Below are 14,562 nucleotides of genomic sequence, written 5' to 3' on the forward strand. Positions count from 1 at the left end.
GTCATTCTCCGTTCGAGAGGTCGGGGGAAGCGGCGCGTCGTGCGTTCTGCCGATCGAGCGCCGCTCCCTTGATCGTCGCATACGCCCACATGCCACCGAAAATGACGGCGACCACGGCGAGGGCCGGAACGAGCAGACCGCCGAGCAGCAGGATCACCTGCAGAGCCCACCCGGCGAACAACGCCCACCGGTGCCGGAGCGATCCCGACACCGCCACCATCGCGATCGCCATGACGACACCGCCGACGATCCCCCACCACGGCTCGATGCCCGCGGGGAGCACCTTGAGGCCGTAGACGACGAGACCGCCGAGGAACACGATGATCGACTCGAAGCCGAGGACGACGGCACCGAGCGACTCCTGCGCACCGCGCTGACGACGAACGCGGGGAGCACGGGGTTCGCGCGGGCTCACGCCTGCCACCCCGACTTCCAGTCCTCGAGCTCCGACAAGCGCAGGGCCTCACCGGCGAGGACGACGGATCCGGCGATGACCACCGCACGGCGGTCGGACTCCGCGGCCCACGCGCGCGCCGCGTCGGCGGCGTCTTCAAGGGTCGGGTGCACCGTCACGGGAAGGTCGGCGGCCTCGGCCACGTCGGCGATCACGTCGGGGTCGGTCGCGCGGTCGCTGTCGGGCGCCGTCGCGAACACCCGGGCCACGGCGGGCACGAGCGCCGACATGATGCCGACAGCGTCCTTCCCGTCGAGGATGCCGACCACCGCGCCCCACTCGTCGATGTCGAACGACTCGTCGAGGGCGGCGACCAGGGCCCGCGCGCCGTGCGGGTTGTGCGCCGCATCGACGAACACCGTCGGCGCGGTGCCGACGAGCTGCAGGCGGCCGGGAGAAGTCGCGTTGCCGAGGCCGTCGGCCACGACGTCGGCGGCGAGGGGCTGGGTGCCGCCGCCGATGAGCGACTCGACCGCCGCGACGGCCAGGGCCGCGTTGGAACCCTGGTGCGCGCCGTACATCGGCAGGTAGACCTCGCGGTACGTGCCCGCGACTCCGCGGATGTCGAGCTGCTGCCCGCCGACGGCGAGGGTCTGGCCCTCGAGGGCGAAGCCGTCCGGGGCCACCGCGACCGTCGCTCCCTCTTTCTCGGCGCGAGCGCGGATCGCGCGCAGGGCCTCGTCGGGCTGGGCGGCCGAGACGACGGCGGCGCCCGGCTTGATGATGCCGGCCTTCACCGTCGCGATCTCGGCGATCGTCGAACCCAGACGGTCGACATGGTCGATGTCGATGGGTGCGAACACCGCGACGTCGCCGTCGGCGGTGTTGGTGGAGTCCCACTCCCCGCCCATGCCGACCTCGAGCACGAGTACGTCGATCGGCGCGTCGGCCGCGACGACGAACGCGAGCACCGTGAGCAGCTCGAAGAACGTCAGCGGGGCGTCTCCGGCGGCCTCGAGCTCGCCGTCGACCATGCCGACGAACGGCTGGATCTCGTCCCACGCGTCGGCGATCGCGGCGTCGGCCACGGGCTCTCCGTCGATGAGGATCCGCTCGGTGAAGCGCTCGAGGTGGGGGCTGGTGAACAGGCCCGTGCGAAGGCCCATCGCGCGCAGCAGACTCTCGATCATGCGGCTGGTCGACGTCTTGCCGTTCGTGCCGGTCACGTGGATGACGCGGTACGTGCGCTGCGGGTCGGCGAGCAGCTCGAGCACGCGGCGCGTGCGCTCGACGCGCGGCTGCACCCACTGCTCGCCCTGTCGTTCGAGCAGCGCCGCGTAGACGGCATCCGCCCTGGTGCGATCGCTCATGCGGGGGCTCCGATCCGGGCGACGGCCACCGTGACGGCGCCGACGTTCGCGTAGGTCTTGGCGGTGAGGACGTTCTCGAACTCGGGCTCGCCCACGTCCCCGCGCTCGATGAGCCGTTCGGTACGGCTGGCCAGCACGACGCCTTCGGCGAGGGTTTCGGATGCCACTCCCGCGACATCGAACGCCTGGGCCACGGCGGCCGCGTCCCCGGCGTCGTCGAACGTGAGGGTGAGGGCGATCCGGTCGCTCACGTCGAAGCCGGCGGCCTTGCGGGTGTCCTGGATGCCGCGGATCATGTCGCGCGCCAGGCCCTCGGCCTCGAGCTCGGGGGTGGTGACGGTGTCGAGGAGGAGGAAGCCGTCGGCGGCGTTCAGGAGGGCCACCGCTTCTCCCTCCGCGAGGCGCGAGGCATCGGTCTCGAGGGTGCCCTCGGTGGGGCCGAGGACGACTTCGCCGTCCGGCATCTGGACGACGATGCCGCGGTCGGTCTCCGCCCAGTTGCCCGCCTTCGCGGCCTGGATGACCTGCTGCACGCGCTTGCCCAAACGCGGTCCCGCGGCACGAGCATTCACCACGAGGCGCTGCGCGAGACCGAACTCGTCGAACGACTGCAGGTTCAGCTCCACGAGCTTCACGTCCTTGACGTTGAGTTCCTCGCGCACGAGGTCCTCGAACTGGGCCAGGCCCGCGGCATCCGGAGTCACCACCGTCAGACGCGGCAGCGGCAGGCGCACGCGCTTGCCCTCGCGCTTGCGCAGCGCGTTGGCGACGCTCGAGACCTCGCGCACGGTGTCCATCGCGGTGCGGATGTCTTCGGCGGCGGGAAACGCCGCGGCGTCGGGCCAGTCGGTCAGGTGGACGCTGCGCCCGCCTGTCAGGCCCTGCCACACGCGCTCGGTGACCAGCGGCAGCAGGGGGGCCGCGACGCGGGTCAGCGTCTCGAGCACGGTGTAGAGCGTGTCGAAGGCCTCGCGGCTGCGCGGGTCGTCGGTGACGCCCACCCAGAAGCGGTCGCGGGAGCGGCGGATGTACCAGTTGGTCAGCACCTCGGCGAAGTCGCGCAGACGCTCGGCCGCCGTTGTGGAGTCAAGCCCCTCGAGGTCGGCCGCGACGTTCGTCACGAGGTCGCCGGTGAGCGCCAGGATGTAGCGGTCGAGCACGTCGGTGGAGTCGGTGCGCCACTCGGCTTCGTACCCGCCTGCGCCCGAGGCATTCGCGTAGGTCGCGAAGAAGTACCACGCGTTCCACAGCGGCAGCAGGAACTCGCGCACGCCCGAACGGATGCCCTCCTCGGTCACGACGAGGTTGCCGCCGCGCAGCACCGAACTCGACATGAGGAACCAGCGCATGGCATCCGAGCCGTCGCGATCGAACACCTCGCGCACGTCGGGGTAGTTGCGCAGCGACTTCGACATCTTCTGTCCGTCGTTGCCGAGGACGATGCCGTGGCACGAGACCCCGGTGAAGGCCGGGCGGTCGAACAGCGCGGTCGAGAGCACGTGCATCACATAGAACCAGCCGCGGGTCTGCCCGATGTACTCGACGATGAAGTCGGCGGGGGCGTGCTCGTCGAACCACTCGTGGTTCTCGAACGGGTAGTGCACCTGCGCGAACGGCATCGATCCGGAGTCGAACCACACGTCGAGCACGTCTTCGATGCGACGCATCGTCGACGCGCCGGTCGGGTCGTCGGGGTTCGGACGTGTGAGGTCGTCGATGTAGGGACGGTGCAGGTCGACCTCGCCGTCGGCGTTCACCGGCAGGCGGCCGAAGTCGGCCTCCATGTCGGCGAGCGAGCCGTACACGTCGACGCGCGGGTAGTCGGGGTTGTCGCTCTTCCACACCGGGATCGGCGAACCCCAGTAGCGGTTGCGGCTGATCGACCAGTCGCGCGCGCCCTCGAGCCACTTGCCGAACTGGCCCTCCTTGACGTTCTCAGGCACCCAGGTGATCTGCTGGTTGTTCGCCAGCAGGTCGTCCTTGATATCGGTCACGCGCACGAACCAGCTCGACACGGCCTTGTAGATGAGGGGGTTCCGGCAGCGCCAGCAGTGCGGGTACGAGTGCTCGTACGAGGCTTCGCGCAGCAGTCGGCCGTCCTGCTTGAGCAGGCGGATGAGGGGGCGGTTGGCCTCCATCCACAGCTCGCCGGCGACGTCGGTGACCGCGGAGAGGAAGCGGCCGCTGTCGTCGAGCGAGATGATCGTCGGCAGGCCCGCGGCATCCGCCAGGCGCTTGTCGTCCTCACCGTAGGCGGGAGCCTGGTGCACGATGCCCGTGCCGTCGCTGACGGTGACGTAGTCGTCGACGAGGATCTTCCAGGCGTCCTGCGTGCCCCAGACGGAGGCGTCGGCGTAGTAGTCGAAGAGGCGGTCGTACGACACGCCCTCGAGCTCGGAGCCCAGGATCGTGGACTGGACGGCCTCGCGGGCGGCATCCGCGCTCTCGTACCCGAGGTCTTTGGCGTATCCGGGCAGCAGGTCCTCGGCCAGCAGGTAGCGGTGGGCGACAGCCTCGAAGGCCTCGTCGGGCGTGCCGTCGGGAGCGCGGTGCACGTCGGCGGCGCCGTTCGGTCCGCCCTCGATCACGGCATAGCGGATGCCGGGACCCACGGCCAGCGCGAGGTTCGTCGGGAGCGTCCACGGCGTCGTCGTCCACGCGAGCGCGCGGACGCCGGTGAGACCCAGCGCCTCGGCCTTGGCCCCGACCAGCGGGAAGGTCACGGTGACCGAGGGGTCCTGACGCATCTTGTAGACGTCGTCGTCCATGCGCAGTTCGTGCGTGGACAGGGGCGTCTCGTCGCGCCAGCAGTACGGCAGCACGCGGTAGCCCTCGTAGGCGAGGCCCTTGTCGTGGAGCGTCTTGAACGCCCACAGCACGCTCTCCATGTAGGTCGTGTCCAGCGTCTTGTAGCCGCGCTCGAAGTCGACCCAGCGGGCCTGACGCGTGACGTAGTCCTGCCAGTCGCGCGTGTACTCGAGCACCGACTCGCGGGCCTTGGCGTTGAAGGTCGCCACGCCCATCGCCTCGATCTCGTCCTTCTCGGTGATGCCGAGCTGCTTCATCGCCTCGAGCTCGGCGGGCAGGCCGTGCGTGTCCCACCCGAAGACGCGGTCGACCTTCTTGCCGCGCATCGTCTGGAAGCGCGGGAAGACGTCCTTCGCGTACCCGGTGAGAAGGTGCCCATAGTGCGGAAGGCCGTTGGCGAAGGGCGGGCCGTCGTAGAAGACCCACTCCTCGGCGCCCTCGCGGTTCGCGATCGAGGCGCGGAAGGTGTCGTCGTGCGCCCAGAAGTCGAGCGTGTCATTCTCGACAGACGGGAAGCGGGGGCTCGGAACGACGAATGCCGCGTCGGCAGCCGGGCCGAAGGATGAGGGGCGTGGGTAGGTCATGTCTCTCCGCAGGTTGGGATCCACCTGCGGGGACGATCCGTGCGGACCGCGGTACCACCCCGCCTTGCGCCGCCCCCGTTCGGGACCGGTGCCACTCTCACTGCGGCTGTGACGGGCCTGCCCCGCGCGGTTCTACTCCGGGCCTGGACCCGTTTCTTCCGCGTGCTCCCCGGTGATGGCCGGATCGGTGCGTGTACGTCCAGTCTACGCGAGCCGCGCGCGGCGCGCAGCGGGGTGTGCGCGGCCGTCGAGCGTCCGAGAAACACGGACGCAGGGGCGGACTCGTCCGGGTGTCGTGGACACTCGGCGCAGGCAGAGGCCAGACACGACCCCCGGCTCACGCGCCGGGCGCGCCCAGACCGGCCGCGGCCAGCAGTTCCCGCGTGAACGGATGCCGCGGGGCGGCGAACACGCACGACACGGTGCCCGAGTCGACGACGCGCCCGTCCTTCATCACGATCACGTCATCGGCGATACCGGCGACCACGTCGAGGTCGTGCGTGACGAACACCATCGCGAGGTCGCGTTCGGCCTGCAGGGCGCGCAGGCGGTCGAGGATCCGCGCGCGCACCGACGCGTCGAGCGCCGACACCGGCTCGTCGAGCACGAGAAGCTCCGGCGTCACGGCGAGGGCGCGGGCGATCGCGACGCGCTGGCGCTGTCCCCCCGACAGCTGCGCGGGTCGGCGCCGGACGAACGCGGGCGAAAGGCCCACCTCTTCGAGCAGGGCGGCGACGGCAGTGCGACGCTCGGAGCGCGGAACTCCTCCGGCGGCTACGGCCTCGGTGAGCGTGCGGCCCACCGTCCAGCGGGGGTCGAGGGCGCCCCACGGGTTCTGCTGCACGAGCTGCACGCGGGTGCGGGCGGCGCCGCGGGCGACCCCGGACGACCAGGGTCGTCCCGCGAACGTCATGGTCCCGGCATCGGGGTCCGCCACTCCGACGATCAGGCGCGCGAGGGTGGTCTTGCCCGACCCCGACTCCCCCACGACCGCGAGGGTCCGACCGCGGCGCACCTCGATCGACACGTCGTCGACAGCGGCCCGGTCGCCGAAACGTTTGATCAGCGCGTCGGCGGTGAAGATCGGGGCGTCGGTGCGCGGTGCCCGGCGGAGCGGCTCGTGCGAGACCGCCTCGACGAGCGCGCGCGTGTGGGGATCACGTGGCGACGCCAGCACCTCGGCGGTCGGCCCGGTCTCGACGACGCGTCCCTCGTGCATCACGACGACGCGATCCGCCACACGCGCGACCGCGCCGAGGTCGTGGCTGATGAGGACCACGGCCACACCGTCATCGGCGATGCGGCGCAGCAGATCGAGCACGCGGGCCTGCACGGTGGCATCCAGCGCGGTGGTGGGCTCGTCGGCGACCAGTACGGCGGGGTTCGCGGCCAGCGCCGAGGCGATCAGAGCGCGCTGCCGCAGACCGCCGGACAGCTCGTGCGGGTACTGCCGCGCTCGCGCGTCGGGCTCCGGTAGCGAGACGCGCTCGAGGCTGTCGCGCACGCGCGCGGCGAGCGCCGCTCCGCGCACCTCGGGCTCGTGGATGCGCACGGGCTCGGCCACTTCGGCGCCGATGCGTCGCAGCGGGTCGAGCGAGACGAGGGCGTCCTGGGAGACCAGGGCGATCCGGTCGCCGCGCAGCCCGCGCCACTGCCGCTCACCGAACGAGCGAGCGTCGACGCCGTCGATCTCGAGCTCGTCGGTGCGCGCCGTGAGGCCCGCGGGCACGAGCCCGAGCAGGGCACGGGCGCTGACCGACTTGCCGGTGCCCGACTCCCCCACGATCGCCACGCATTCGCCCGGGGCGACGTCGAGGTCGAGTCCGCGCACGATCGCACCGGTCGGGCCGTCGATGCGCAGGCCGCGCAGCCGCAATCCGCTCATGCGTCGCGCTCCTCGGCTCGAGCCCGCAGGATGCGGCCGATCACGCTGACGCTCACGACCGTCGCGGTGATCGCGAGCCCGGGGAACACGGCGACCCACGGCGCCTGCAGCAGCAGGTTGCGTCCGGCCGAGAGCATGAGGCCCCATTCGGCGGTGGGCTCGGTCGGGCCGAGGCCGAGGAAGCTGAGCCCGGCCGCCGCGAGGATCGAGGTGCCGATGCCGATCGTGGCCAGCACGCTCACCGCGCCCAGCACGCCGGGGAGAACGTGCCGAACGTGCACCACCACGGTCGGCACCCCGATGATTCGCGCTGCCTCCACGTGCTCGGCGGCGGCAAGGGTTCGGGTCTGTGCCCGCGCGAGGCGGATGTACACGGGTACCGCGGCGATGGTCACCGCGAACGCGACGTTGACCGGGCCGGGGCCGAGTACCGCGACGACCAGTAGGGCGACCAGGAACTCGGGAAACGCCAGCAGCACGTCGACGATGCGCATGGCCGCGGCATCCGCCCATCTGGGCGCGACGGCCGACAGCGAACCGGCGATCACCCCGACGACCAGGGCGAGTCCGGTGGCGAGCAGGCCGATGCCGACCGACCGCCCGGCGCCGTAGACCACGCGGGAGTACACGTCGCGGCCGCTCTGATCGGTGCCGAACCAGTGCGCCGCGCTCGGCGGCTGCAGGGTCGCGCGCACGTCGGTCAGCAGCGGGTCGTGCGTGGCGAGCAGCCCCGGGGCGACCGCGCCCACGGCGATGACGGCGAGCACGGCACCGGCGATCCCGAGCGCCACGGCCTGGCCGCGGCGCTTCACGAGGGCACCGCCGCTCGAGCGGCCAGCGCCGGGGCTGCGATCCGCAGCCGCGGGTCGATCAGGGGCACCACGAGGTCGACCACGGTGTTCACCACGACGAAGACGAGCGCGCTCAGGAGGATCACGCCGGTGATCACCGGCAGATCGCGGTCCGTGATCGCGGTCAGCGTCACGCGCCCGATGCCGGGGCGGGCGAACACGGTTTCGACAAGCACCGCACCGCCGAGCAACGACCCGACGAGGTAGGCGGCGAGCGTCACTCCCCCGACGCTCGCGTGGCGCAGCGTGTGGTGCACGCTCTCGCGAAGGGGCGTCGCGCCGCGGGCGCGCACGGTGGTGAGGAACGGCTCGCGCTCGGCCGCCTCGACCCCGTCGCGCAGCACCTGCGACAGCAGCGCCGCGACCGGCAGAGCGAGGGTCACCGCGGGCAGCACAATGGCGGCGGCATCCCGCGCCCCCGATACCGGGAACCACCCCAGCTGGAACGAGAACACGCTCAACAGCAGCAGCCCCGTCCAGAACACCGGCGATGAGAGCAGGACGAGTTCGATTCCGGATGCCACGGCCCGACCGGTCCGCCCGCGCACGAGCAGCGACGAGGCGAGGGCCAGCACGACGGCGATGACCAGCGCGAGCGCCGAGAGCTGCAGGGTCGGGGCGAGCTGGCGCCCGATGACCTCGACGACCGGCTGACGCAGCTGATACGACTCGCCGAGGTCGCCGCGCACGAGTCGGCCGAGGAACGTCGCGTACTGCTCGAGCACGGGCCGGTCGAGCCCCAGGTCGCTGCGGATGCCCGCCTTGACCGCCTCGCTCACCTGCGCCTGCGGTCCGAGCAGCACGTCGACCGGGTCGCCCGGGATGATCCGGAACGCCACGAACGCCAGCGTCGCCGCTCCCCACAGCACCAGGAAGACGGATGCCACGATCCCGCCGAGGCGCCTCAGCAGGGCGCGCGAGCGAGAACGTGGCATCCGATCAGTCTGTCCGATACCCGGCGGCTCAGCCGACCGAGGCGGTCGCGAACAGCGGGCGGCCGTACAGGTCGAACGTCAGGCCCGAGACCTTCGGGGTCACGGCGCTGATGAGGGCCGGGCTGTAGAGCGGCACGATTGCCGCCTGCTGGGCGTTCCACTGCTGCACCTGGGCGTAGATCGCGTTGCGCGCGGCGGGGTCGGTCGTCGAGGCGCCCTGCTCGAGCAGCGCGTCGAGCGCGGGGTCGCTCACCTGCGAGGCGTTCTGGAACCCGTCGGTGGCGAGGTGGCTGCGCAGCAGATCGGCGTCGACGCCCGAGAAGCCCCAGTCCGTGACGTCGTAGGTCTTCGGTCCGTACTGCTCGTTGTAGGCGCCCGGCTCGAGCACCTCGCGCTGCAGGTCGAAGCCCACGGCCTTCAGGTCGCTCTGCACGGCGTTGGCGAGCGCGGCGCGGTCGTCGGGAACCGGAGTCCACGCGATCCAGCGCGCGGTGAGACGCTGACCGTTCTTGGTCCGGATGCCGTCGGCATCCCGTCCCGTCCAGCCGGCCTCGTCGAGGAGGGCGTTGGCCTGAGCCTGGTCGAAGGGCCACGAGTTCTCGAGGCTCGCGTCGTAGCCGGGGGTCGTCGCGCCGAGGACGCTCCAAGCGCGGGGGTACTGACCGAAGAAGATCTCGTTCACCGCGGCGTCGACGTCGATCGCGCGCGTGAAGGCCTGACGCACCTTCTGGTCGGCGAACACGCCGTACTTCTCGTTGAGGAACAGCGAGTACGGCAGTCCCGGGTAAGCGATCGACTTCACGGTGTCGTCAGCGGGAACCTGCTCGACGAGGTTCGGCGGCAGGTTGGTGACCACGTCGGCCTGGCCGCTCGACAGCGCGCCCACGCGCACCGACGCCTCGGGCAGGATGTCGACGCGCAGCGTCTTGAAGCTCGGCTTACCGCCGCCGTCGGGACCCCAGGTGTAGTCGTCGTTGCGGGTGTACACGATGTCCTGGTCGGGCGTGTACTCGGTCAGCTCGAACGGGCCGGTGCCGACGGTCACGTCGGGGCCGCCGGCCTTCAGCTGGTCGGCCTTGGTCTCGAGCACCTTCGGCGAGTAGAAGCCGAGAAGCGCGGTGCTGGCGGCCTGCAGGAACGGAGCGTAGGGCTGCGTGAAGCGCACGCGCACGGTGTGCTCGTCGACCACGTCGGTGCCGGCATACAGCTCGCCGCCGAGCATGCTGGCGGCCTGCGCCGACGCGGTGTCGGGGTTCACGATGCGGTCGAAGTTCGCCTTGACCGCGGCCGCGTCGAAGGGCGTGCCGTCGTGGAAGGTCACGTCGGTGCGCAGACGGAAGAGGTAGCTCGCGCCGCCGTCCTCGACGTCCCACGACTCGGCGAGCCACGGCGAGAACGTGCCGTCGGCCTCCTGGAACACGAGCGAGTCGAGCACAGCGCGCTGCACCATCGCCGACACGTCGAGCTGGCTGGTCTGCGGATCCATGTGCCCGGCCGAGAGGTTCGCTCCCTCGATCGCCCAGACGACCTCGCCGTCGCCCTGCGCGGCAGGGTCCGACCCGGCGCAGGAGGAGAGCGAGAGGGCGGCGACGGCCGCGACGGCGACAGCCGACAGCACGCGGCGCGAAAGCGAAGAAGGCATGGAGAAACCTCGGAATCTCTGGTGGGAAGGCTTTCAGCTTACCGGGGTTCCTGGACCGGGTGCGGAAAGTCGGCGGTCGGGCGCGTGCTGAGAGCGAACGGGTGCAGGCCCACGCCGAAGCCGGTTGAGACGTCTCACCCCCATGGACCTCGAAGAGCGCGCCACGACGCGCGCTCACGCGAGACCCCCGGTATCGTGGACGCAGAACCCATCAGGCACGCTCACACAGTGCCGCCCATATCGCTCGAGGAGTACCCCCATGGCCACCATTCCCGACAAGCCCGCCCTGGAAGGCCTCGAGCAGAAGTGGGACGCCGCGTGGCGTGAACGCGGCACGTACGTCTTCGACCGCCTGCGCGCAGCCGAGCTCGGCCGCCAGGGCGTGTACTCCGTCGACACCCCACCGCCGACGGCATCCGGAAGCCTCCACATCGGCCACGTGTTCTCGTTCACGCACACCGACGTGAAGGTGCGCTTCGAGCGCATGCGCGGCAAGACCGTGTTCTACCCCATGGGCTGGGACGACAACGGCCTGCCGACCGAGCGCCGCGTGCAGAACTACTACGGCGTGCGCTGCGACCCCTCGCTCCCCTACGACGCCGACTTCACCCCGCCGTTCGCGGGCGGCGACAACAAGAGCAGCAAGGCCGCCGACCAGGTGCCCATCAGCCGCCGCAACTTCATCGAGCTGTGCGAGCAGCTGACCGTCGAAGACGAGAAGCAGTTCGAAGACCTCTTCCGCGAGCTGGGCCTCAGCGTCGACTGGACCCAGACCTACCGCACGATCTCCGACGACTCGATCCGCACGAGCCAGCTGGCGTTCCTGCGCAACGTCGAGCGCGGTGAGGCGTACCAGTCGATGGCGCCGACGCTGTGGGACGTGGACTTCCGCTCCGCGATCGCCCAGGCCGAGCTCGAAGACCGCGACCAGCCCGCCGCCTACCACCGCGTGGGCTTCGCGAAGGCCGACGGCTCGGGCGACGTGTTCATCGAAACGACCCGCCCCGAGCTGCTGCCGGCCTGCGTGGCGCTGGTGGCCAATCCCGACGACGAGCGGTACCAGCCGCTCTTCGGAACGACCGTGCGCACCCCCCTGTTCGACGTCGAGGTGCCCGTGCTCGCGCACCCCCTCGCGCAGAAGGACAAGGGATCGGGCATCGCCATGATCTGCACCTTCGGCGACGTGACCGACATCATCTGGTGGCGCGAGCTCGACCTGCCCAACCGCACCATCATCGGCAAGGACGGCCGCATCGTGGCCGAGGCCCCCGATGTGATCGTGACGGATGCCGCGAAGGCGGCCTACGACGAGCTCGCGGGCAAGACCGTGTTCAGCGCGAAGAAGCGCATCGTCGAGCTCCTGCAGGAGTCCGGCGCCATGGAGGGCGCCCCCAAGCCCTTCACCCACCCCGTGAAGTTCTTCGAGAAGGGAGACCGTCCGCTCGAGATCGTGTCGACGCGCCAGTGGTACATCCGCAACGGGGCTCGGGATGCCGAGCTGCGAGAGCGCCTCATCTCGCTCGGTCGCGAGATGTCGTGGCATCCGGACTTCATGCGCGTGCGCTTCGAGAACTGGACCAGCGGCCTCACCGGTGACTGGCTCGTGTCGCGCCAGCGCTTCTTCGGCGTGCCGATCCCGGTCTGGTACGCGCTCGACGACAGCGGAGAGCGCGACTATTCGCGCGTGTTGACGCCCGACGTCGCGTCGCTGCCGGTCGACCCGACGGTGGACGTGCCCCCGGGCTACACCGAAGACCAGCGGGGCGTGGCGGGCGGCTTCGACGCCGAGCGCGACATCCTCGACACGTGGGCGACCTCGTCGCTCACCCCGCAGCTGGCCGGTGGCTGGCAGCGCGACGAGGAGCTGTGGAACCTCGTGGCCCCGTTCGACCTGCGCCCGCAGGGTCAGGACATCATCCGCACGTGGCTCTTCTCGACCATGCTGCGCAGCGCCCTCGAAGACGACCGCAGCCCCTGGACGGATGCCGCGATCTCGGGCTTCATCGTCGACCCCGACCGCAAGAAGATGTCGAAGTCGAAGGGCAACGTCGTCACGCCCGCCGACATCCTCCAGCAGCACGGTTCCGACGCGGTGCGCTACTGGTCGGCGTCGAGCCGTCTCGGTACCGACGCGGCGTTCGACCCGCAGAACCCGACGCAGGTGAAGATCGGTCGCCGTCTCGCGATCAAGCTCCTGAACGCCGCGAAGTTCGTGCTGTCGTTCCCCGTGCCCGAGGGCGCCGAGGTGACGCACGCGCTCGACGCGTCGATGCTCGCGACGCTGGATGCCGTGGTGCGCGACGCGACCGCGGCGTTCGAGGCCTACGACCACGCGCGGGCGCTCGAGATCACGGAGTCGTTCTTCTGGACGTTCTGCGACGACTACCTCGAGCTCGTCAAGGAGCGCGCGTACGACCAGTCCGACGTGGGCCAGGCCTCGGCCGCCCTTGCCCTGCGCACGGCTCTGTCGACGCTCGTCCGTCTGTTCGCGCCCGTGCTGTCGTTCGCGTCCGAAGAGGTGTGGTCGTGGTTCGAAGAGGGTTCGGTGCACACCGCGGCCTGGCCCGCGCCGCTCGGCATCGAGGGCGACCCGGCCGTGCTCACCGCTGTGAGCGCCGCACTCATCGGCATCCGTCGCGCCAAGACCGAGGCGAAGGCCTCGCAGAAGACGCCGGTGACCTCGCTCACCGTGTCGGGGCCGCACGTCGAGGCCCTGCGCCTCGCCGAGGGCGACCTGCGCGCCGTGGGCCGCATCGAGACGATCTCGTTCGCCGAGGCCGACTCCACCACCGTGACCGACATCGTGTTCGCACCCCAGGAGGCCTGATGCAACTCGGAACCCGCTGGACCGCCCGCGAACAGCCGCCGAAGGCTGTTCCCGAGGTGCTCCACGCCCAGATCGCCGCCGTCGAAGCCGCGCTGAACCCCGATGGGCTCAGCGCTCCGGCTCCGAAGTGGACGCTGACCTTCCTCGAGGGACGCCCCGTCGCCGAGCTCGACACCGGGGTCATCGTGAGCCAGGATGCCGCGGGCGAGGTCGTCGTGCGTTACGACGACGACGCCGAGTTCGCCTGAGCCTCACCGCTCGGGATCGCAGAGCCCGTCGACGCCTTCGCGCGTCGGCGGGCTCTGTGCGTTGCGGTTCTCAGGTGGTTGGGCCTGTCGAAGCCACCCGCGGTCCACCGGTCGCGGGCCTCGACAAGCCCCGGGGCCTGAGGCGTCACCGCGGCAGCAGGTACCGCGCGGCATCCGCCGACATCGCCTGCGACGCGGCACGTCCGGCTCTCCGCGCGGGCTCCGCCTCGACGGCCCACGCGCGACGGCGCATCCGCTCTTCGGCGGCGAGGGCCATCGCTCGCGACAGCGCGAGCAGCGCGGCCTCGAGTCGGGTGGGACGCACCGGCAGGGCGATGGTGCGGGTAACGGCGGTCATGCGGAGCCCCTCTCGGTCGGCAGCGGGAAGACGTCGTTGCGGATCGTCACGGGGCGGACGCCCTCGCCCTCCTGATCGCGGTAACGCTGGACGGTCTCATCGATGAGCGCCCCGATGCGCTGCACAAGATCCCGCGATTGCTCGGCGGTCAGGCGCGCGGTCGCGGTCGAGATCACCGACGCGTCGCGCCACTCTTCGTCCTCGTCCCAGCCGTGCGTGGCGAAGTGCATGAGCTGCTGGTGACGCAGCGTCAGGGTCTCGGAGTGCACGGCCTCCATCACGGCGCGTCCCGACGGCGTGTGCTCGAGCTCGGGGTTGGTCAGCGTGACGCTGCCGGCCGGGCGCTCCCACCAGCGTTCGCGGGCGGTTCCGCGATCGGCGACTTCGCGGATGAGGTCGTGACGGGCCAGCGCCCGCAGGTGGTAGCTCGTCGCTCCGGTGGACTCCCCCGTCAGCTCCGCGAGGCTGCTCGCGGTCTGCGGGCCGTACTGGCTGAGGATGTCGTAGAGCCGCACGCGCAGCGGGTGCGCCAGGGCGCGGAGCGCCCCGGCATCCAGAACACGCTCTTCGCGGGGCTTCGACCTGTCGACCATGAATGCAAAGATACCTTTGCACGGGTTCCTTTGCAACATCTTCTCTGCACCCCCTCCACGACTGCGC

General features: G+C 70.9%; 11 protein-coding genes. 2 read left to right on the top strand and 9 right to left on the bottom strand.

Going from position 1 to position 14,562, the window contains the following annotated elements; genetic code table 11:
- Position 1 precedes the first annotated feature (1 nt).
- The 7 genes from OVA26_RS10660 to OVA26_RS10690 all read right to left on the bottom strand — a co-directional run bounded on the left by OVA26_RS10660 (position 2) and on the right by OVA26_RS10690 (position 10,469).
- On the bottom strand, positions 2-424 hold the full coding sequence (locus OVA26_RS10660; protein ID WP_056231124.1) for a DUF4233 domain-containing protein: 423 nt from the start codon (positions 422-424) through the stop codon (positions 2-4).
- On the bottom strand, positions 412-1,764 hold the full coding sequence (locus OVA26_RS10665; protein WP_268104068.1) for a bifunctional folylpolyglutamate synthase/dihydrofolate synthase: 1,353 nt from the start codon (positions 1,762-1,764) through the stop codon (positions 412-414). Before OVA26_RS10665 ends, OVA26_RS10660 begins: the two co-directional genes overlap by 13 nt.
- Positions 1,761-5,156 (bottom strand): isoleucine--tRNA ligase, encoded by a 3,396-nt coding sequence (ileS, locus tag OVA26_RS10670; protein ID WP_268104069.1) that lies wholly within the window; start codon positions 5,154-5,156, stop codon positions 1,761-1,763. The genes OVA26_RS10665 and ileS overlap by 4 nt, the downstream gene beginning before the upstream one ends.
- 337 nt (positions 5,157-5,493) lie before the next feature.
- A complete protein-coding gene (locus OVA26_RS10675; protein WP_268104070.1) occupies positions 5,494-7,041 on the bottom strand; it encodes a dipeptide ABC transporter ATP-binding protein in 1,548 nt (515 codons plus the stop codon).
- Positions 7,038-7,853 (bottom strand): ABC transporter permease, encoded by an 816-nt coding sequence (locus OVA26_RS10680; protein ID WP_268104071.1) that lies wholly within the window; start codon positions 7,851-7,853, stop codon positions 7,038-7,040. Before OVA26_RS10680 ends, OVA26_RS10675 begins: the two co-directional genes overlap by 4 nt.
- Positions 7,850-8,827 carry an ABC transporter permease gene (locus OVA26_RS10685; RefSeq protein WP_268104072.1) on the bottom strand — a complete coding sequence of 326 codons (978 nt, stop codon included), beginning with the start codon at positions 8,825-8,827 and terminating at the stop codon, positions 7,850-7,852. Before OVA26_RS10685 ends, OVA26_RS10680 begins: the two co-directional genes overlap by 4 nt.
- 28 nt (positions 8,828-8,855) lie before the next feature.
- Entirely contained in the window at positions 8,856-10,469 is a 1,614-nt protein-coding gene (locus OVA26_RS10690) for an ABC transporter substrate-binding protein (protein ID WP_268104073.1), read from the bottom strand.
- 259 nt (positions 10,470-10,728) lie between these two features.
- Here OVA26_RS10690 and valS point away from each other — a divergent pair, with 259 nt between their 5' ends.
- Entirely contained in the window at positions 10,729-13,296 is a 2,568-nt protein-coding gene (valS, locus tag OVA26_RS10695) for a valine--tRNA ligase (RefSeq protein ID WP_268104074.1), read from the top strand.
- Entirely contained in the window at positions 13,296-13,544 is a 249-nt protein-coding gene (locus tag OVA26_RS10700; protein ID WP_056231099.1) for a hypothetical protein, read from the top strand. Before valS ends, OVA26_RS10700 begins: the two co-directional genes overlap by 1 nt.
- A 145-nt stretch (positions 13,545-13,689) precedes the next feature.
- Here the strand turns inward: OVA26_RS10700 and OVA26_RS10705 are convergent, their stop codons facing one another.
- Complete coding sequence (locus OVA26_RS10705) at positions 13,690-13,902, bottom strand: hypothetical protein (RefSeq protein ID WP_056231098.1); 213 nt, start codon at positions 13,900-13,902, stop codon at positions 13,690-13,692.
- Positions 13,899-14,495, bottom strand: a complete 597-nt coding sequence (locus OVA26_RS10710; RefSeq protein ID WP_056231093.1) for a helix-turn-helix domain-containing protein — start codon at positions 14,493-14,495, stop codon at positions 13,899-13,901. The genes OVA26_RS10705 and OVA26_RS10710 overlap by 4 nt, the downstream gene beginning before the upstream one ends.
- Positions 14,496-14,562 lie beyond the last annotated feature (67 nt).

Origin of the sequence: Microbacterium sp. SL62, from assembly GCF_026672635.1 — a bacterium.
In the GTDB taxonomy this organism is placed as follows: Bacteria; Actinomycetota; Actinomycetes; order Actinomycetales; family Microbacteriaceae; genus Microbacterium; species Microbacterium testaceum_A.